The 16,993-nt window shown below is 68.8% G+C and carries 17 protein-coding genes; 11 read left to right on the forward strand and 6 right to left on the reverse strand.

The window, feature by feature from the left end:
- Positions 1-70 precede the first annotated feature (70 nt).
- From ITJ66_RS06765 to ITJ66_RS06795, 7 genes are all read left to right on the forward strand, one after another.
- Positions 71-427: a holo-ACP synthase gene (locus ITJ66_RS06765; protein WP_064296680.1), complete on the forward strand. Its 357-nt coding sequence runs from the start codon at positions 71-73 to the stop codon at positions 425-427.
- The gene (alr, locus tag ITJ66_RS06770) at positions 424-1,584 is read left to right on the forward strand and encodes an alanine racemase (protein ID WP_124768827.1); all 1,161 of its coding nucleotides are present in this window, start codon (positions 424-426) and stop codon (positions 1,582-1,584) included. Before ITJ66_RS06765 ends, alr begins: the two co-directional genes overlap by 4 nt.
- Positions 1,581-2,081: a tRNA (adenosine(37)-N6)-threonylcarbamoyltransferase complex ATPase subunit type 1 TsaE gene (gene tsaE, locus ITJ66_RS06775; protein ID WP_124768828.1), complete on the forward strand. Its 501-nt coding sequence runs from the start codon at positions 1,581-1,583 to the stop codon at positions 2,079-2,081. Before alr ends, tsaE begins: the two co-directional genes overlap by 4 nt.
- Positions 2,082-2,091: 10 nt before the next feature.
- Positions 2,092-2,721, forward strand: a complete 630-nt coding sequence (gene tsaB, locus ITJ66_RS06780) for a tRNA (adenosine(37)-N6)-threonylcarbamoyltransferase complex dimerization subunit type 1 TsaB (RefSeq protein WP_194644119.1) — start codon at positions 2,092-2,094, stop codon at positions 2,719-2,721.
- Positions 2,718-3,254, forward strand: coding sequence for a ribosomal protein S18-alanine N-acetyltransferase (rimI, locus tag ITJ66_RS06785; protein WP_370582581.1), 537 nt, complete (start codon positions 2,718-2,720; stop codon positions 3,252-3,254). Before tsaB ends, rimI begins: the two co-directional genes overlap by 4 nt.
- Positions 3,251-4,309 (forward strand): tRNA (adenosine(37)-N6)-threonylcarbamoyltransferase complex transferase subunit TsaD, encoded by a 1,059-nt coding sequence (tsaD, locus tag ITJ66_RS06790; protein WP_194644121.1) that lies wholly within the window; start codon positions 3,251-3,253, stop codon positions 4,307-4,309. The genes rimI and tsaD overlap by 4 nt, the downstream gene beginning before the upstream one ends.
- Before the next feature lie 94 nt (positions 4,310-4,403).
- Positions 4,404-5,141, forward strand: coding sequence for a DUF4190 domain-containing protein (locus ITJ66_RS06795; protein ID WP_194644123.1), 738 nt, complete (start codon positions 4,404-4,406; stop codon positions 5,139-5,141).
- A 38-nt stretch (positions 5,142-5,179) separates the two neighbouring features.
- On the opposite strand, the gene ITJ66_RS06800 is transcribed toward ITJ66_RS06795, so the two are convergent.
- Positions 5,180-6,385, reverse strand: a complete 1,206-nt coding sequence (locus tag ITJ66_RS06800) for a class I SAM-dependent methyltransferase (RefSeq protein WP_194644125.1) — start codon at positions 6,383-6,385, stop codon at positions 5,180-5,182.
- A 158-nt stretch (positions 6,386-6,543) separates the two neighbouring features.
- Here ITJ66_RS06800 and groES point away from each other — a divergent pair, with 158 nt between their 5' ends.
- The 3 genes from groES (at position 6,544) to ITJ66_RS06815 (ending at position 9,439) form a co-directional block, all read left to right on the forward strand.
- Positions 6,544-6,840, forward strand: coding sequence for a co-chaperone GroES (gene groES / locus ITJ66_RS06805; protein ID WP_056008047.1), 297 nt, complete (start codon positions 6,544-6,546; stop codon positions 6,838-6,840).
- Between the two features lie 195 nt (positions 6,841-7,035).
- On the forward strand, positions 7,036-7,974 hold the full coding sequence (gene rarD, locus ITJ66_RS06810) for an EamA family transporter RarD (protein WP_137243117.1): 939 nt from the start codon (positions 7,036-7,038) through the stop codon (positions 7,972-7,974).
- 187 nt (positions 7,975-8,161) lie between these two features.
- On the forward strand, positions 8,162-9,439 hold the full coding sequence (locus ITJ66_RS06815) for an ABC transporter substrate-binding protein (protein WP_079001731.1): 1,278 nt from the start codon (positions 8,162-8,164) through the stop codon (positions 9,437-9,439).
- Positions 9,440-9,787: 348 nt separating this feature from the next.
- Here ITJ66_RS06815 and ITJ66_RS06820 read toward each other — a convergent pair whose 3' ends face one another.
- The 5 genes from ITJ66_RS06820 to ITJ66_RS06840 form a co-directional block, all read right to left on the reverse strand.
- Entirely contained in the window at positions 9,788-10,732 is a 945-nt protein-coding gene (locus tag ITJ66_RS06820; RefSeq protein WP_194644127.1) for a hypothetical protein, read from the reverse strand.
- Between the two features lie 477 nt (positions 10,733-11,209).
- Complete coding sequence (locus tag ITJ66_RS06825) at positions 11,210-11,986, reverse strand: ABC transporter ATP-binding protein (protein ID WP_064296669.1); 777 nt, start codon at positions 11,984-11,986, stop codon at positions 11,210-11,212.
- The gene (locus tag ITJ66_RS06830) at positions 11,983-12,954 is read right to left on the reverse strand and encodes an ABC transporter ATP-binding protein (RefSeq protein ID WP_064296668.1); all 972 of its coding nucleotides are present in this window, start codon (positions 12,952-12,954) and stop codon (positions 11,983-11,985) included. Before ITJ66_RS06830 ends, ITJ66_RS06825 begins: the two co-directional genes overlap by 4 nt.
- Positions 12,944-13,924 (reverse strand): branched-chain amino acid ABC transporter permease, encoded by a 981-nt coding sequence (locus tag ITJ66_RS06835; RefSeq protein WP_086474449.1) that lies wholly within the window; start codon positions 13,922-13,924, stop codon positions 12,944-12,946. Before ITJ66_RS06835 ends, ITJ66_RS06830 begins: the two co-directional genes overlap by 11 nt.
- A 10-nt stretch (positions 13,925-13,934) precedes the next feature.
- Entirely contained in the window at positions 13,935-15,152 is a 1,218-nt protein-coding gene (locus ITJ66_RS06840; RefSeq protein WP_192018385.1) for a branched-chain amino acid ABC transporter permease, read from the reverse strand.
- Between the two features lie 315 nt (positions 15,153-15,467).
- Here ITJ66_RS06840 and guaB point away from each other — a divergent pair, with 315 nt between their 5' ends.
- Positions 15,468-16,970 carry an IMP dehydrogenase gene (guaB, locus tag ITJ66_RS06845; protein WP_079705279.1) on the forward strand — a complete coding sequence of 501 codons (1,503 nt, stop codon included), beginning with the start codon at positions 15,468-15,470 and terminating at the stop codon, positions 16,968-16,970.
- Positions 16,971-16,993 lie beyond the last annotated feature (23 nt).

Genomic DNA, 16,993 nt, shown 5'->3' on the forward strand with positions numbered 1-16,993 from the left:
GGTCCGCGGGGTCCGAGGTGGCCCGTCGTGCGGGCCTCCGGGCCGCACACGACGGCCGTAGAGTAGAGGGATGATCATCGGCATCGGGGTGGACCTGGTCGACCTCGCACGGTTCGAACGGGCGATCACGCGCACCCCGAACCTGCTGGCCAGGCTCTTCGTCCCGTCGGAGCGCGACCTCCCGCTGCGGTCCCTCGCCGGGCGGTTCGCCGCCAAGGAGGCGCTCATCAAAGCACTGGGTTCCTCGGACGGCATCCGGTGGCAGGAGATGGCGATCGTGAACGGCCCCGAGGGGAAGCCTGACTTCGCCCTGTCCGGCGTCACGGCGGGTGTCGTGGCTGAACGGGGGATCACCAGCATGCACCTGACCATGACGCACGACGCCGGGGTCGCCGTCGCGTTCGTCGTCGCGGAGCGGGAGGGATGACGCCCGTGTCCGAGCACGATGAGCGACCGACCCGCGAGGCGATCATCGACCTCGACGCCCTGCGCCACAACGTCCGTCGTCTGCGCGAACTGACCGACGTCGGTGAACTCATCGTCGTCGTCAAGGCCGACGCCTACGGGCACGGTGCCGAGGCGATCGCCCGCGCGGCGGTCGAGGCCGGGGCCGATCGCCTGGGCGTCGCCGACATCACCGAGGGCGTCGCGCTGCGTGCCGCCGGGATCACGGCACCGATCCTCGCCTGGCTGCACGGCCCACAAGCGGGGTTCGGCGCCGCACTCGACGCCGGGCTCGACCTCGGTCTGTCGTCGGTGGCGCAGCTCGACCGCGTGATCGAGGCCGCTCGGGATCGGCCGTCCGTCGTGCCGGTCGTCCAGTTCAAACTCGAGACCGGGCTCAGCCGGAACGGCGCGGCCGAAGCCGACTGGCCGGCGCTCTTCGAGACCGCCGCAGCCGCCGAGGCCGCCGGGCTCGTCCGGGTCGACGGGCTGTTCTCGCACGTCTCCAACACCTCCACCGCCGACGACCGGGCCGCCGCCGTCCGCTTCGAACGCGGGGTCGCCCTCGCCAGGGAGGCCGGTCTCGCACCGCGGAGTCTGCACCTCGCCGCGTCGGCGGCAGCACTCGGCGAGCCGTCCCTCCGGTACGACGCCGTCCGCCTCGGACTCGCCGTGTACGGCCTGTCACCCTTCGAGCCCACCGAGGACGCCGACCGCTCGGCCGACGCCTTCGGCCTCCGGCCCGTCATGACCCTCCGGGCGACGGTCGCCGCCGTGCGTCGGGTCGAGCCGGGCGCCGGGGTGTCCTACGACTACAGCTACCGGACCAGCACGGCGACGACGCTCGCCCTCATCCCGCTCGGATACGCCGACGGTGTGCCGCGGAGCGCCTCGAACGCCGGTCCGGTCGTGATCAACGGACGCCGCTACCGGGTGTGCGGGCGGATCGCGATGGACCAGTTCGTCGTCGACGTCGGCGACGACGCGGTCGCGGTGGGTGACGACGCCGTGCTCTTCGGCGATCCGGCGTCCGGCGCGCCGCGTGTCGAGGAGTGGGCGGAGGCCGCCGGCACCATCAACTACGAACTCGTCACCCGCATCGGGCCGCGCGTGGTCCGGACGACCAGGGAGCGGTCATGACCGATCACGTCCTCACCCCGGGCACCGTCGAGGTGGCGACGCCCGAGGAGATGCACGCGTACGGCGTCCGACTCGGCACGGAACTTCGTGCAGGGCAGCTCCTGGTCCTGACCGGGCCGCTCGGAGCAGGCAAGACGACCCTCACGCGAGGGATCGGCGAGGGCCTCGGGGTCCGCGGCCCCGTCACCAGCCCCACCTTCGTGCTCGCCAGGACGCACCCGAGCCTCGTCGGCGGTCCGCCGCTCGTCCACGTGGACGCCTACCGGCTCGGCTCGGCGCTCGAACTCGACGACCTCGACATCGACTTCGCCCGGTCCGTCGTCGTCGTGGAGTGGGGAGCCGGATTGCTCGACGGCGTGGTCCCCACCTGGTTCGAGCTCGTCATCGAACGTCCGACCGGAGCCGGCGACGAGCCCGCCACGGACGACGCCGGCGAGGAGCCGATCGAGCGCCGGACCCTCACGCTCTCGCGGCACCCCGCCATCGACGCCGGGTAGGCTGGACGACGTGCTGTTGGCGATCGATACATCCGCGGGTTCGAGCGTCGCCGTCGTCACCCTGGGTGGCGAGGTGCTGGCCGAACGGTCCTCCGACGACCCGATGCGGCACGCCGAGGTCATCGGGACGCTCATCGCCGGATGCCTCGACGACGCCGGGATCGAGGTCGCCGCGCTCACCGGGCTGGTCGCGGGTATGGGACCAGGGCCGTTCACCGGACTCCGGATCGGGATCGCCGCGGCCCGCAGCTTCGGGATCGGCGCAGGCCTCCCGGTGCACCCCGTGGTGAGCCACGATGCGATCGCGCTCGACGCCTACCGTTCCGGTTCCGCCGCACCCGACGCCACGCTCCTCGTCGTCACCGACGCCCGCCGTCGCGAACGCTACTGGACGAGCTACGCCGGACTCGACGCAGCCGGCCTCCCGGTCCGCGTCCAGGGGCCTGCCCTCGCGAAACCCGACGACCTCCCGACCTCCGAGTCCGTGCGCCTCGACGCGCTGGTCGTCCCCGCCGGGGCATTGGGACAGGTCGCCGCCGCACTCCTCGCCACCGATGGCGGATTCGCGGGGGAGGAGCCGTTGTACCTCCGCTCACCCGACGTCACGATGTCCGCGGGCGCCAAGCGGGTGACGGCGTGAGCTGGTCGCTACGCCGCGCCGGTGTCGCCGACCTCGACGCGATCATGGAGCTCGAGCACACCGTCTTCGTGAATGACGCCTGGTCGGCGGACATGATGCGCGCCGAACTGTCGTCGCCGCACGGGTACTATCTCGTCGCGACGGAGGTCGACGCCGACGACGCGACACTCGCGGGCTACGGCGGTCTCTTCGCACCGTCCCGGTCCGACGACGCCGACATCCAGACCATCGCCGTCGCCGAGCACGCTAGAGGACGAGGGCTCGGACGACTCCTCATGCAGGCGCTCATCGATCAGGCCCGGCAGCAGGACGTCACCCAGGTCTTCCTCGAAGTCAGGGCCGACAACCCCGTGGCGATCACGCTGTACCGGAGTCTCGGCTTCGAGGAACTCGGCGTCCGCCCCGGCTACTACCAGCCGGACGACGTCGACGCCATCGTCATGCGACTCACGGTCCAGCCGAGGCCGCCCATGCCCGCCCACGGCCAGTCCCCGCTCGACCAGACCGACCAGCACCCCGGGAGCATCGCGTGAACCGTGCAGAACCGCTCGTCCTCGGCATCGAGACGAGCTGCGACGAGACCGGGATCGGCATCGTCCGCGGACACCACCTGCTGGCGAACACCATCGCCTCGAGCATGGACGAGCACGCACGGTACGGCGGCGTCGTCCCGGAGGTCGCCGCTCGCGCCCACCTCGAGGCCCTCGAGCCGACGCTCGCGGCGGCGCTCGCCGAGGCCGGCATCGCCCTGGCCGACCTCGACGCCGTCGCGGTGACCAGTGGCCCCGGCCTGTCCGGCGCACTCATGGTCGGCGTCGGTGCAGCGAAGGCGCTCGCCGTGTCCCTGGGCAAACCGCTGTACGCCGTGAACCACCTCGTCGGGCACGTCGGCGCGGACGTCCTCGACTCCGAAGACGGGACGATCGAGTACCCGACGATCGCCCTGCTCGTGTCCGGCGGGCATACCTCCCTGCTCCTCGTGCGGGACCTCGTGTCGGACGTCGAACTCCTCGGGGAGACCATCGACGACGCGGCGGGCGAGGCCTTCGACAAGGTCGCGCGCATCCTGGGTCTGCCGTACCCGGGCGGGCCGCAGATCGACCGGGCGGCCGTCGGCGGCGACCCGAAGGCGATCCGGTTCCCCCGCGGACTCAGCCTGCCGAAGGACATGGAGCGGCATCGCTACGACTTCTCCTTCTCCGGCCTGAAGACGGCCGTGGCACGCTGGGTCGAGGCGAAGCAGGATGCCGGGGAGCCGGTCCCCGTCGCGGATGTCGCCGCCAGCTTCCGCGAGGCCGTCGTCGACGTGCTCGTCTCGAAGGCGGTCAAGGCGTGCACCGAGCTCGGCGTGCCCCGCCTGCTGCTGGGGGGCGGCGTCATCGCGAACGCGCGGCTCCGCGAGGTGGCGGCCGAACGCACCGCCTCGGCCGGGATCGAACTCCGCATCCCGCCGTTGCAGCTGTGCACGGACAACGGTGCGATGATCGCCGCGCTCGCCGCGCAGCTCATCTCCGCCGGACACGAGCCGTCGTCGCTCGACTTCGGCGCGGACTCGACCCTGCCGGTCACCGAGATCCAGGTGCACTGACCGCTCGACGAGCCGTCTCGCGGCCGTCGACCGGGTGCGCAGACCTCGGCGCATAGGATGGGCCGGTACCCGGTCACGGATCGAAGGAGCGGCGATGGATCAGCACGAGCACCCCGACGGACGACCTCAGCACCAGGACGGTGCGGTGGACGGGCAGTCGCGCCCGCCGCAAGCCGAGCAGCCGAACGGGCAGCCGCAGCAGCCGTGGGGGCAGCAGCCCCAGCCCCAGGCCCAGCAGCCCTGGTCGCCGTACCAGCCGCCACAGCCCTCCCAGCAGGCCGGCGTCGCGCCGCAGGGCCAGCAGCAGCCGTACCAGCCTCAGCCCTACGGCCAGCAGCAGCCGCACCAGCCTCAGGGTCAGGCCTCCCCGCCACCCACGGACTGGCAGCGCGGCGCCGGCGCGCCCGTCACGCCGCCGACGCACCCTGCCCAGCAGGGGGCGTCCCCCTCGGCGCCTCCGGCGGGTTGGCAGGGCGATCACGCGACCTATCTCCAGACGGTGCCGACGGCGGTCTACCAAGCGCCGAGCCAGGGTGGCTACGCCGCGTACCAGCAGTCGCAGACGCAGACCCCTGCCGCGTCGACCGGGACCTCGCGGAGCACCTGGTCGCTCATCACCGGTGTCGTCGGGCTCGTCGTGTCGGTCTTCGTCGGTTGGGGCTTCCCCCTGTCGATCGCCGCGATCGTGCTCGGGTTCGGAGCCAGGCGCCGCGAGCCGCAGGGCCGAGGTCGCGCCCTCACCGGCCTCGTGACCGGGTTCGTCGGCCTCGCCTGCTCGGTCGGCTGGCTCGTCTACAGTGTCGTCGTGATCATCGGCTACGTCTCGACCTGATCCTCCACAGGCGCTGCGGCCCGGCGGACGCCGTCGGGTCAGGCGTCGGCGGCCGGCGTCACCCGTTCGACGAGCAGCGCACTGTGTTTGCCGGCGATCCTCGTGAGGATGATCGTGGCCGAGCCGTCGCCCTTGAGTGCGAGACGCTTCCGGAACGCCGCGGGGTCGACGTCGACGCCGCGTTTCTTGATCTCGAGGACGCCGATCCCGCGATCACGCATGGTGCGCTTGAGGACCTTCTCGTCCATCGGCAGCCGTTCGAGGACTCGGAAGGTCGTGGCGAACGGCGAGCTCGTCGCGGTGTCGGAGGTCAGGTAGGCGATGCCCTGGCCGAGCATGCCGGCCTCCAACCGGATGGCGAGGTCGCCGATGAGTCGGGCCCGGATCACGGATCCGTCGGGTTCGTGCACGTAGTCGCCGAGCTCCCGCACTGGGGCGTCGTCGGCGTCGGCCTCGGCGTGCAACTCGTGGTGGACGCCGTCCGCGAGGAGGAGCGCGGACCGTCGGACATCCGGACGGGCCAGCGGGCCGAACCAGAGCGCCATCTCGACGAGCTGTCCGTCGACCGACACCCACTGCGCCTCGGCGTCGTCGGGGATGAGGGAACGGTCGAATCCGGGCCCGAGCTTGACGCCTGTGGGAAGGCGGGTCGCCGCACCGAAGACCAGATCGAGGGACGGGGTGTAGTCGGCGGCACTCGACAGCCGCGCGGTGTCGACGTGTCCTGCGGTGCGCCGCGCGGGATCGAACCAGACCGCGTCGAAGTCGTCGAGGGAGACGTCCTCGGCGGCGGCGTTCCGCACGGTCGCCGTGGGGAACGGAGCGAGGTTGTAGCTGGCGATGGCCGCGGTGACCTCGTCGATGTCGACCGCCGTGACCTCCAGGTCGAGCGAGGCCATGGCCATCGAGTCGGCGCCGATGCCGCTGCCGAGGTCGGCGATGCGCGTGAGGCCGGCCCGGGCGAATCGCCCGGCGTGCAGCGCGGCGACGGGAAGGCGCGTGGCCTGTTCGAGCCCGGCCTCGGTGAACAGCATGCGGCCGGCGAACGGACCGAACTTGCCGACGGCCTTCTGCCTGAGCCGCGACTGCGTGAGGACCGCCGCGACCAGCTCGGGGGAGTGGCCCTCCTTGCGCAGGCGCCCGACCAGGCGGACGGCCTCGTCCTTCGTCGGGTAGGGCGGCAGGGAGTCGAGGAGCCTGAGGCCGTCGGCAGTGAGGAGTTCGACGAGTTCCGAACGGTCCATGGTCAGCGGGCCTCGGGCAGAGCTGGATGCATCCGGCAACGGTAGCAGCCGCTGATTGGCACTCGCATTGCATGAGTGCCAGAAGATGCCTACACTGGAATCAGCACTCTCGCAGTGTGAGTGCTAACCACGTCTTCGTTTCAAGAAAGAGGTCAACCGTGTCGGTCTCCATCAAGCCGCTCGAGGATCGCATCGTCATCAAGCAGGTCGAGGCAGAGCAGACCACCGCTTCCGGTCTGGTCATCCCCGACACCGCCAAGGAGAAGCCCCAGGAGGGCGAGGTCGTGGCGGTCGGACCCGGTCGCATCGACGACAACGGCAACCGCGTCCCGCTCGACGTCGCCGTCGGCGACAAGGTGATCTACTCCAAGTACGGTGGCACCGAGGTCAAGTACGCCGGTGAGGACTACCTCGTCCTGTCCGCGCGCGACGTCCTCGCAGTCGTCGTCCGCTAGTCACCAGCGCACGGATCCGGCGGCCCAGGCCGCTCAACAGCCCGAATGGCATTCGCCGTTCGGGCTGTGTCCGTTTCCGGAGGGTGTCGCGGGGAGTCGCGGGTCTAGCCTGGACCAGTGCAGAACCCCAGCGATCCAGCCGACGTCGACATCCACCCCGTCACCGTCGACGGGGGAGACGACCGACGTGCGAGTGTGGCCGTACCCCAGCAGGGGAGCCGGTCCGGACTGCTCTCGGCGGTCGCCGCCTACTGCCTCTGGGGAGCGCTCCCGCTCTACTTCATCGCCCTCGCACCGGCCGGCGCCTTCGAGGTCGTGGCGTGGCGGATCCTCTTCTCCCTCGTCTTCTGCGCCGTCCTCATCCTGGCGACCCGTTCCTGGCGTCGACTGTTCGGCATCCTCCGCCAGCGCCGCATCGTCCTGACGATGGGTCTCGCCGGAGCGCTCATCTACGTCAACTGGCAGACCTACGTCTACGGTGCGCTCAACGGCCAGGTGGTCGAGGCATCGCTCGGGTACTTCATCAACCCGATCGTGACCGTCTTCCTCGGCGTCTTCTTCCTCCGCGAGCGGTTGCGTCCGGCCCAGTGGGCCGCGGTGGTCGTGAGCGTGATCGCGGTCCTCGTCCTCGCGATCGGGCACGGCAGCGTCCCGTGGATCGCCCTCATCCTGGCCTTCTCGTTCGGCCTCTACGGCTACATCAAGAAACTCGTGGGCGGCTCGGTCGACGCCGTGTCCGGGTTGACGCTCGAGACCGTGTGGCTGATGCCGGTCGCGATCGCCCAGCTCATCGCGGTCGGCGTGACCGGTGGGCTGACCATCGGCACCGCGGGTGTCGGGCACGCCCTGCTGCTCGTCGGCGCCGGCGTCATCACCGCCGTCCCGCTCCTGCTGTTCGCGGCGGCTGCCCGCCGCCTCCCGCTCACCTGGATGGGTTTCATCCAGTACTTCGCACCGATCATCCAGTTCGTCGTCGGTGTCGCCGTCCTGCACGAGGCGATGCCGCCGGAGCGCTGGTTGGGCTTCGGTCTCGTGTGGCTGGCGCTCGCGATCCTCACCGTCGACATGCTCGTCGCCTCAACGCGGGGTCGTCGGGCCGCCGGGGCCGAACGGCGCCGCTCCACGCGGGTCTGAACAGCGGATTCCAGCGCTGATCGCGCGACCACTGCAGGAAAAGCGCGAAACAGGCCCTCCTGAGGTAACGATTTGGTCGTGTTACACGCTTGTAACGTCAACGACATTGTCCAGCGCACGTGCAGCGGATAACTTGACTCAACGGCAGCCCCTGGAGCTGCCACTCTTCTGACAAGCAAGGAGTACCATGAGCGTCTTTTCGAAGGCCACGGCCGCTCGCTCCCGCCCACGTTCCATCGTTCTCGGTGGTATCGCACTGATCGGAGCCAGCGCGCTGGTCTTGAGCGGTTGCGCCTCGAGTGGTAGCGGCGACAGCGGCAGCAGCAGCAAGCCTGCTGGCGACCTGACCCTGAAGCTCGGCACGGCGTTGCCGCAGACCGGTAACCTCGCGTTCCTCGGCCCGCCCGAGGAGGCCGGTGTCGGTCTCGCGGTCAAGGAGGTCAACGACGCCGACCTCGGCATCAAGATCGACCTGACGCTCGGCGACTCGGGTGACTCCGACAACAAGGCGTACGCGACCGAGGTCCCCCGTCTGCTCTCCGAGGGCGTCACGGCCATCATCGGTGCAGCGTCCTCGGGTGTGTCGAAGCTCTTCATCGACGAAGTCACCGGCGCAGGCGTCATCCAGTTCTCCCCGGCGAACACCTCCGCGGACTTCACGACGTGGGACGACAACGGTCTCTACTGGCGGACGGCGCCGTCCGACGTGCTGCAGGGCGAGGTCCTCGGGAACCTGATCGCGGAGGACGGCAACGCCACCCTCGGCATCATCTACCTGAACGACTCGTACGGCACCGGCCTCGCGAAGTTCACCAAGGAGGCGTTCGAGAGTGCCGGCGGTGAAGTGGTCGCCGAGCAGTCGTACAACACCGGTGACACCTCGTTCGACGCGCAGATCAGCGCGGTCAAGGCGGAGAACCCCGACGCGATCGCGATCATCGCGTTCGAGGAGACCAAGACGATCGTCCCCGGTCTCGCCGGCTTCCCGTCGGACAAGCTCTACTTCGTCGACGGCAACCTCGCCGACTACAGCGCGGACTTCGCTCCGGGCACCCTGACGGGCGCCAAGGGCACGCTGCCCGGTCTCGACACCGCGAAGCTCGGTGACTTCACCGACCGCCTCCAGGCGTTCGTGAAGGACGAGGGTGGCGAGCCGCTCAAGGACTACAGCTACGCGGCTGAATCCTACGACGCCGTCATCCTGCTCGCCCTCGCGGCGCTGCAGGCCGGTTCGACCGAGGGTGCCGACATGGCGGCCGAGCTCCAGTCCGTGTCCGGTGGTAAGGACAAGGGCGAGAAGGTGACCACCTTCGAAGAGGGTGCGAAGGCCATCGCCGACGGCAAGAAGATCGACTACGACGGCAACTCCGGTCCGATCACGTTCGACGAGAACGGTGACCCGACCGAGGCGACCATCGGTATCTACCAGTACGGTGACGACAACAAGTACACCCGCACCAACTAGTCGCCCTCGCGACTGACGAGGCCCCGGAGTGATCCGGGGCCTTCGTCGTGTCCGGCCCTATCTCTGCCCGCTGCCCCGCGTGTGGTGTGCCGTGTGTGGCGCCAGCGCGGTGCGCTGACGCGAGCGCGGGTCCAGCGCGTGAGCGCGGGTCTCCAGAGACCCGCGCTCACGCGCCTGCGGCGCGCTCACGCCGATTCCGAGCCCAGGCGGCACAGCGGGGCGCGCTCACGCCGACGCACCGCGCTGGCGACGTAAGGGGCTCCTGCTAGCGCACCGCGCTGACGGAGGGTGCGGTGCGGTCACATCGGCGCACCGCGCCGACAGCGACCAGTTGGGCGCCCGGGTCAGTCAACGGAACGCGCGTTGCAGTCCCGCGCGCTCGAGTTTCGCGGCGAGCCGGCTCGGATGGACGAGGTCCTCCCAGGTGGCGCGGACGACGGTGTAGCCGAGCGCGCGCAGCCGGTCCTCCCGATGCTTCTCCGCCAGGACGATGTCGGCCACGTCCCGTCCTTGCGTGAAATCCTCCCGCACATACTTCTGCCGGCCGTCGAGTTCGAGGATGATGCGCTCGTCCGGCCAGACCGCATCGACCACGCCGACTGGTCCGTCCGCGTCGGAGAAGGCCTGCTGCAGCACCGGCAGGGCGAAACCGAGCTGCGCGATCACGACCCGCATCTTCGATTCGCCACCGTTCGCGGCGAGGGGGTCCGCGAATTCGATCGCAAAGCGCACCTGCCGTCCTCCCCGACGGCCCGGCAGGTCTCGTGCGAGCGAGCGGAGCGCCGTCTCGTCGGTGAGCTTGAGCCGGAGGGCAGCGTCGGCGACGGCGACGGCGTCCTCGAGGCGGGCGATCCGAGCGAGATCGACGACGGTCCGAGCCGGGTCCGTGACCGCGAGCCCGTACCGCATCCGTCGGGCGACGGAGCCCTGCGTCGTGTGACGGATGATGCCGGGTGCCGAACGCCCTCCGCGATCACCGCTCGTCAGCGTGTGCACCTCGGGAGGCCACGGGCCCACGATCGGGAGTCCCCACAACCGCGCTGCCGAGTAGTGGCTGAACAGAGCGTCCTTGCGGAGCGCGACGGCCGCCGCATCGATCCGGACACGGTAGCGGTCATCGGGGGACAGGGAACTCCATATCGGTTCAGGGACGTAGATGCCCTTCCGAAGACGCACCAGGTCGCCGTCGCGGTGGGCGGCGCTCACCAGGCGCTCGGCACCGACCCGACGTGCGTCGCGGACGAGGAGGAGTCCGTTCGGGCGGAGGAGCAGGTTGAGATCGAAGGATTCCATCGCCTCACCGTGCCCGTTCGCGTCCGCCGGCACCTCGTGTCGTGGAAGCGATGTGGAGAACTGCTCCCATCCAGCCTGCGGTGGAGCGAGGGTGGAGTAGTACCCAGCGCGGTGCGCTGACGCCAGCGCGGGTCGTCGGCCTCAGCGCGGGTCGCTGTGCCGCAGTGGTGATGACTCGGCGTGAGCGCGGGTCCAGCGCGTGAGCGCGCACCTCCGGAGACCCGCGCTCACGCGCCAGGACCGCGCTCGCGTCAGCGCACCGCGCTGGCGAAAGGGGGAGGGGGAATGCACAACTCCTCCGTCCCCGTCTCAGGAGGCCGTCTTGGTACGACGGTGCCCCTCGGGGGAGGGAGGAGTTGTGGTTCGATCACCGGTCGGGATCCGGTGGCTTCTGGCCCGTCGCTCGGCACGTGGCCGGGACGAGCATGTTCGAGGGTACCGAAGTACCCGCCGACCCGCGAGTGGGGATCGCCCTGATCAGTCCTCGTCCTGGCCGAGCGTGCCCAGGTAGAGGCCGATCACCTTGTCATCCGAGAGGAGCTCGCGGCCCGTCCCGGTGTAGGCGTCACGACCCTGGTCGAGCACGTAGCCACGGTCGCAGATCTGCAGACAGCGGCGTGCGTTCTGCTCGACCATGATCGTGGTGACGCCGGCCTTGTTGATGTCCGAGACGCGGATGAACGCATCGTCCTGTCGGACCGGTGACAGCCCCGCGGACGGCTCGTCGAGGAGCAGCACATGCGGATCCATCATGAGGGCCCGCGACATCGCGACCATCTGGCGCTCACCACCCGACAGCGAACCAGCGCGCTGCTTGAGCCGCTTGCCGAGTTCGCTGAAGATCCCGGTGACGAACTCGAGGCGCTCGTTGTACTGCTTCGGCTTCTGGAACAGCCCCATCTTGAGGTTGTCCTCGATGGTGAGGCTCGGGAACACGTTGTTCGTCTGCGGGACGAACCCGACGCCGCGGGCCACGAGCTTGTTCGCCCGGAGCCCCGTGATGTCCTCGCCGTTCAGCAGCACCTGTCCGCTGCGCACCTTGACCTGTCCGAAGATCGCCTTCAACAGCGTCGACTTGCCCGCACCGTTCGGTCCGATGATGCCGATGAGCTCGCCCTTCCGGGCGGTCAGGTTGGCACTGTTCAGGATGTTCACGCCGGGGAGGTACCCGGCGGTCAGATCGGTGACCTCCACGACCATCTCGGCGGTCTTGACCGCGGTGCCGCCGACCGGCGCACCCTTCACGTCGCTCATTTCCGCTCCTCCTCGGGCTCGGCACCAGCCGCGAGCCGTTCGTCCTCGATCTCGGCGAGCAGCTCCTCGGCCGCAGCGCTGTCCTCTCCGGCGATCCTGCCGGTCACGACCCCGAGGTCGACGTCCTGATGGCTCCCGAGGTAGGCGTCGATGACGGCGGGATCCTCCATGACGGTGTCGGGCGGGCCCTCGGCGACGACGCGACCCTCGGCCATGACGACCACCCAGTCGGCGATGTGCCGGACCATCTGCATGTCGTGCTCGACGAACAGCACGGTCATGCCCTCGTCCTTCAACGCCAGGATGTGGTCGAGTAGTGACTGCGTGAGCGCCGGGTTGACGCCGGCCATCGGCTCGTCGAGCATGACGAGCTTCGGATCGCTCATGAGCGCCCGCGCCATCTCGAGGAGCTTCCGCTGCCCACCGGACAGGCTGGCGGCGTAGTCGTCACGCTTCGTGTCGAGCTTGAAGCGACGCAGGAGGTCCATCGCCTTGACCTCGAGGTCCTCCTCCTGCTTCCGCCAGAGCGGCTTCACCAGGCTGGAGAAGATGCCCTCCCCGGTTTGGCCGGTCGCGCCGAGCTTCATGTTCTCGAGCACCGTGAGCAAGCCGAGCGCCTTCGTCAGCTGGAAGGTCCGGACCTGACCCATGCGGGCGACCTTGAACGCCGGGACGCCTCCGAGGCTCTTGCCGTCGAAGTTCCACGTCCCGGTGTTCGGCTTGTCGAAGCCGGTCAGCAGGTTGAACAGCGTGGTCTTACCCGCACCGTTCGGGCCGATGAGGGCGGTGATCGCGTTGCGGGGCACCTCCAGGTGCTCCACGTTCACCGCCTGCAGGCCGCCGAAGGTCCGGGTGACCTGGTCCGCGATGAGGATCGGGTCGACCTTCTTGACGCCCGGGACGATCTCGCCGACGTGGAGGCCGGTGGTCTTGACCGGTCGCGAGGTGGGTGAGCTGTTACTTGACAAAGGTCAGCTCCTTCTTGTTTCCGAGGATGCCTTGCGGCCTGAAGATGACGATCAGCATGAGCGCGACACCGACCAGCACGTAGCGGAGCGTCGAGGCCTGCGTCGAGCTCATGAACGGCAGGACGTCCGCCTTCACGAGCGCCGGGAGGACGTTCGAGAGGAACGCCATGATCACCCAGAAGATCACCGAGCCGAGCAGTGGCCCGAAGACCGTGGCGGCTCCACCGAGGAGGAGGATCGTCCAGATGAAGAAGGTGAGACTCGTGACGTACACGCTCGGCACGACCGCGGAGGGGAGTGCCAGCACCACCCCGCCGAGTGCGCCGAAGACACCACCGACGACGAGCGCCTGCATCTTGTAGGCGAACACGTTCTTGCCGAGGGCGCGCACGGCGTCCTCGTCCTCACGGATGCCCTTCAGCACGCGGCCCCAGGGGCTGCGCATGAGGAGGAACACGAGGAGCGCGGCGACGGCGAGCAGCAGGATGCCGAAGATGCGGACCCACCACTGGTTCGCGTTGAGCTCCCACGGGCCGAAGCCGTAGATGCCCTCCGGGATCGGGTTCGCCGCGCGGAAGCCCTCGTGGTAGTTGCCGAGTCCGTCGGCCGAGTTGGTGAACTCGTCGAAGACCTGCGTCGTGAAGAGGAGTCGGACGATCTCGGCCGCCGCGATGGTGACGATGGCCAGATAGTCCGCCCGCAGCCGCAGGGTCGGGATGCCGAGGATGAAGGCGAAGACCACCGAGGCCAGACAGCCGACGATGATGCCCGCCCACCACGGGAGGTTGAAGCTCAGGATCGAGATGGCGTAGCCATAGGCGCCGAGCGCCATGAACCCCGCCATACCGAAGTTCAACAGACCGCCGTAGCCGAAGTGCACGGCCAAGCCGAGTGCTGCGAGCGCGTACGCGATCGTCTCCGGGCTGATGACCCAAGCGAGCGTGTTCGAGAGAATGCTTCCCCAGTCCATGCGCGTGCCCCTAACCGATTCTCTCGCGACGTCCGAGGATGCCCTGCGGTCTCACGAGGAGCACCGCGATGAGCACCACGAGGGCGCCGACGTACTTGATGTCAGACGGGATCCAGAGCGTCGAGACCTCGACGAGGATGCCGATGATGAGGGCGCCGACCATGGCGCCGAAGGCGGTTCCGAGCCCGCCGAGGGTGATGGCCGCGAAGATGAGGAGGAGCAGCTGCGCTCCCATGTCCCACTTGATGCCCGGTCGGAAGTACGCCCACAGGATGCCGGAGAGGCCGGCGAGCGTCGCTGCGAGGATCCAGACGATGCGGACCACGCGGTCGACGTCGATACCGCTGGCCGCTGCCAGGCTCGGGTTGTCCGAGATGGCTCGCGTCGCCTTGCCGGTCTTCGTCTTGATGAGCCACCAGGCCACGCCGAGGAGCACCACGACGCTGACCGCCATGCTGATCATGTCGGTGACGCTGAGCGAGACCGTACCGAACAGCTTGATGTTCTCCTCTCCCGAACCGGGCAGCTGGAACGTCCCGCCGCCGATGAAGTAGAGGAAGACGTAGCGGAGCGCCAGCGACAGGCCGATCGAGACGATCATCACCTGCACGATGCCGACGCCCTTGCGTCTCAAGGGTCTCCAGATGCCGGCGTCGAGCGCGAAGCCGAACGCGGCACTCAGGGCGAGGGCGATGATGATGGCCAACCAGATCGGCCATTGCAGGAACACCCCGAACACGAGCGCCATGATCGCGCCGAAGGTCACCATCTCCGCGTGGGCGAAGTTGCTGAGTCCGGTGGTGCCGAACACCAGGGAGGCTCCGATGGCCGCCAGGGCCAGCATGAGCCCGAAGTTCAAGCCGTTGACGAGTCGTTCTGCGAGTTGATCCCAGAAGCTGACGGTGACGCGGACGCCCTCGCCGAGGAAGAAGTTCACGGACTTCGATTGGGTGAGGCCGAACTTCGCCTCGATGGTCGAGCCGCCCTCGGCGACGATGACGCCCTTCGGGAGGGTCTCCTCGTCGAGCGTTACCTTGTACGTACCTTTCTCGGGGACGCCGATCTTCCACTTGCCGTCGGCGTCGGTGTCGACATCGGCCTTGTAGCCGTTGCCGTCGACCGTGATGTTCACGCCTTCGAGTGGTTTGTCGTCGTACTTGACGTTCCCAGCGAAGTAGAAGTCGTACTCCTCGCCCACCTCGTCAGCATGAGCCGGGACGGCGCTCATGACGGACGTGAGGGTGATGGCCCCGAACAACAGGGCGATGAGGAGCACGAATCTCCGTGCCAGTCTCGGGTTTCGGGTCGTTCCAGCGAACTTCACTGCACCTCCAGTGCCGGGCCACTTCCGTGAACCGTTCTCCTGCGTCGGACAACGCTGTTCGACGATAGAACCTGATTATTGCCTACATGTTTCGCCCGTGCGTATTTCTCCGCATCGATTTGTCGGGATCGTGGAATAGGGGTAGGCCCTGCTCGGTTACGATGGTGATACCGGCAGGTCTGCGTTTCTCCGGTGTGTTCGTGGCTATGAGAGGGATAAATGGACCAGCCTGATCCGTTCGGATTCGTAGGACTCACGTATGACGATGTGCTGCTGCTGCCCGGGCACACCGACGTCATCCCGAGCGAGGCGGAGACCTCGTCCCGCCTGACGAAGCGGATCACCGTGAACACGCCGCTGCTGTCGAGCGCGATGGACACCGTGACCGAGGCTCGCATGGCGATCGCGATGGCTCGCGAGGGCGGCATCGGCATCCTGCACCGCAACCTGTCGATCTCCGACCAGGCCGAACAGGTCGACCGCGTGAAGCGGAGCGAGTCGGGCATGATCACGAACCCGATCACCACCACGGCCGACGCCACCGTCGCCGAGGTCGACGAGCTGTGCGGCCAGTTCCGCATCTCGGGCCTCCCGGTCGTCGACGACAAGGGTGTGCTCGTCGGCATCATCACGAACCGCGACATGCGCTTCGTGTCGCCCTTCGAGAAGGCCACGACCCGCGTCAGCGAGGTCATGACGAGCACCGGTCTCGTGACCGCCCCCGTCGGCACCGACCGCAACGCGGTGATGGCGCTCCTCGCACAGCACCGCATCGAAAAGCTGCCTCTCGTCGACGAGGCGGGCAAGCTCAAGGGCCTCATCACCGTCAAGGACTTCGACAAGAGCGAGAAGTACCCGCTGGCCACGAAGGACGACACCGGTCGTCTGCGGGTCGGTGCGGCCATCGGCTTCTTCGGCGACGCCTGGTCCCGTGCGGGCCAGCTGCTCGATGCCGGCGTCGACGTCATCGTGGTCGACACGGCCAACGGTGAGAGCGCAGGCGTGCTCGACATCATCCGCAAGCTCAAGGCCGACCCGGCGTTCGCCGGTGTCGACGTCATCGGCGGCAACGTCGCGACCCGCTCCGGCGCGCAGGCCCTCATCGAGGCCGGCGCGGACGCGATCAAGGTCGGCGTCGGTCCGGGCTCCATCTGCACCACGCGCGTCGTCGCGGGTGTCGGTGTCCCGCAGGTCACCGCCGTCTACGAGGCGTCACTCGCGGCGCGCGAGGCGAACGTCCCGGTCATCGCCGACGGCGGTCTGCAGTACTCGGGCGACATCGCCAAGGCACTCGTCGCGGGTGCCGACACCGTCATGCTCGGCTCGCTCCTCGCCGGCACCGACGAGAGCCCCGGCGACCTCGTGTTCGTGGGTGGCAAGCAGTTCAAGAACTACCGCGGCATGGGCTCGCTCGGAGCCATGCAGACGCGTGGCGAGAAGACCTCGTACTCGAAGGACCGCTACTTCCAGGCCGACGTCCCGAGCGACGACAAGCTGATCCCCGAGGGCATCGAGGGCCAGGTGCCCTACCGCGGCCCGGTGTCGGCCGTCGCGTACCAGCTCATCGGCGGGCTGCGTCAGTCCATGTTCTACGTCGGCGCGCGCAACATCGGCGAGCTGAAGGCCAAGGGCAAGTTCGTCCGCATCACCTCGGCGGGCCTCAAGGAGTCGCACCCGCACGACGTGCAGATCGTCGTCGAGGCGCCCAACTACCGCAAGTAGGCACCCGCACGAACGCCGACGGC

This window comes from Plantibacter sp. VKM Ac-2885, from assembly GCF_015351205.1.
Classification (GTDB): Bacteria; Actinomycetota; Actinomycetes; order Actinomycetales; family Microbacteriaceae; genus Plantibacter; species Plantibacter auratus.

What these genes read in the sequence shown, in the direction of transcription:
- ITJ66_RS06815 (WP_079001731.1), top strand. Translation starts at nt 8,162, where the DNA reads ATGAGCGTCTTTTCGAAGGCCACGGCCGCTCGCTCCCGCCCACGTTCC.
- ITJ66_RS06800 (WP_194644125.1), bottom strand. Translation starts at nt 6,385, where the DNA reads ATGGACCGTTCGGAACTCGTCGAACTCCTCACTGCCGACGGCCTCAGG.
- guaB (WP_079705279.1), top strand. Translation starts at nt 15,468, where the DNA reads ATGGACCAGCCTGATCCGTTCGGATTCGTAGGACTCACGTATGACGAT.
- ITJ66_RS06820 (WP_194644127.1), bottom strand. Translation starts at nt 10,732, where the DNA reads ATGGAATCCTTCGATCTCAACCTGCTCCTCCGCCCGAACGGACTCCTC.
- alr (WP_124768827.1), top strand. Translation starts at nt 424, where the DNA reads ATGACGCCCGTGTCCGAGCACGATGAGCGACCGACCCGCGAGGCGATC.
- ITJ66_RS06835 (WP_086474449.1), bottom strand. Translation starts at nt 13,924, where the DNA reads ATGGACTGGGGAAGCATTCTCTCGAACACGCTCGCTTGGGTCATCAGC.
- ITJ66_RS06825 (WP_064296669.1), bottom strand. Translation starts at nt 11,986, where the DNA reads ATGAGCGACGTGAAGGGTGCGCCGGTCGGCGGCACCGCGGTCAAGACC.
- tsaE (WP_124768828.1), top strand. Translation starts at nt 1,581, where the DNA reads ATGACCGATCACGTCCTCACCCCGGGCACCGTCGAGGTGGCGACGCCC.
- ITJ66_RS06795 (WP_194644123.1), top strand. Translation starts at nt 4,404, where the DNA reads ATGGATCAGCACGAGCACCCCGACGGACGACCTCAGCACCAGGACGGT.
- ITJ66_RS06840 (WP_192018385.1), bottom strand. Translation starts at nt 15,152, where the DNA reads ATGAGCGCCGTCCCGGCTCATGCTGACGAGGTGGGCGAGGAGTACGAC.
- ITJ66_RS06765 (WP_064296680.1), top strand. Translation starts at nt 71, where the DNA reads ATGATCATCGGCATCGGGGTGGACCTGGTCGACCTCGCACGGTTCGAA.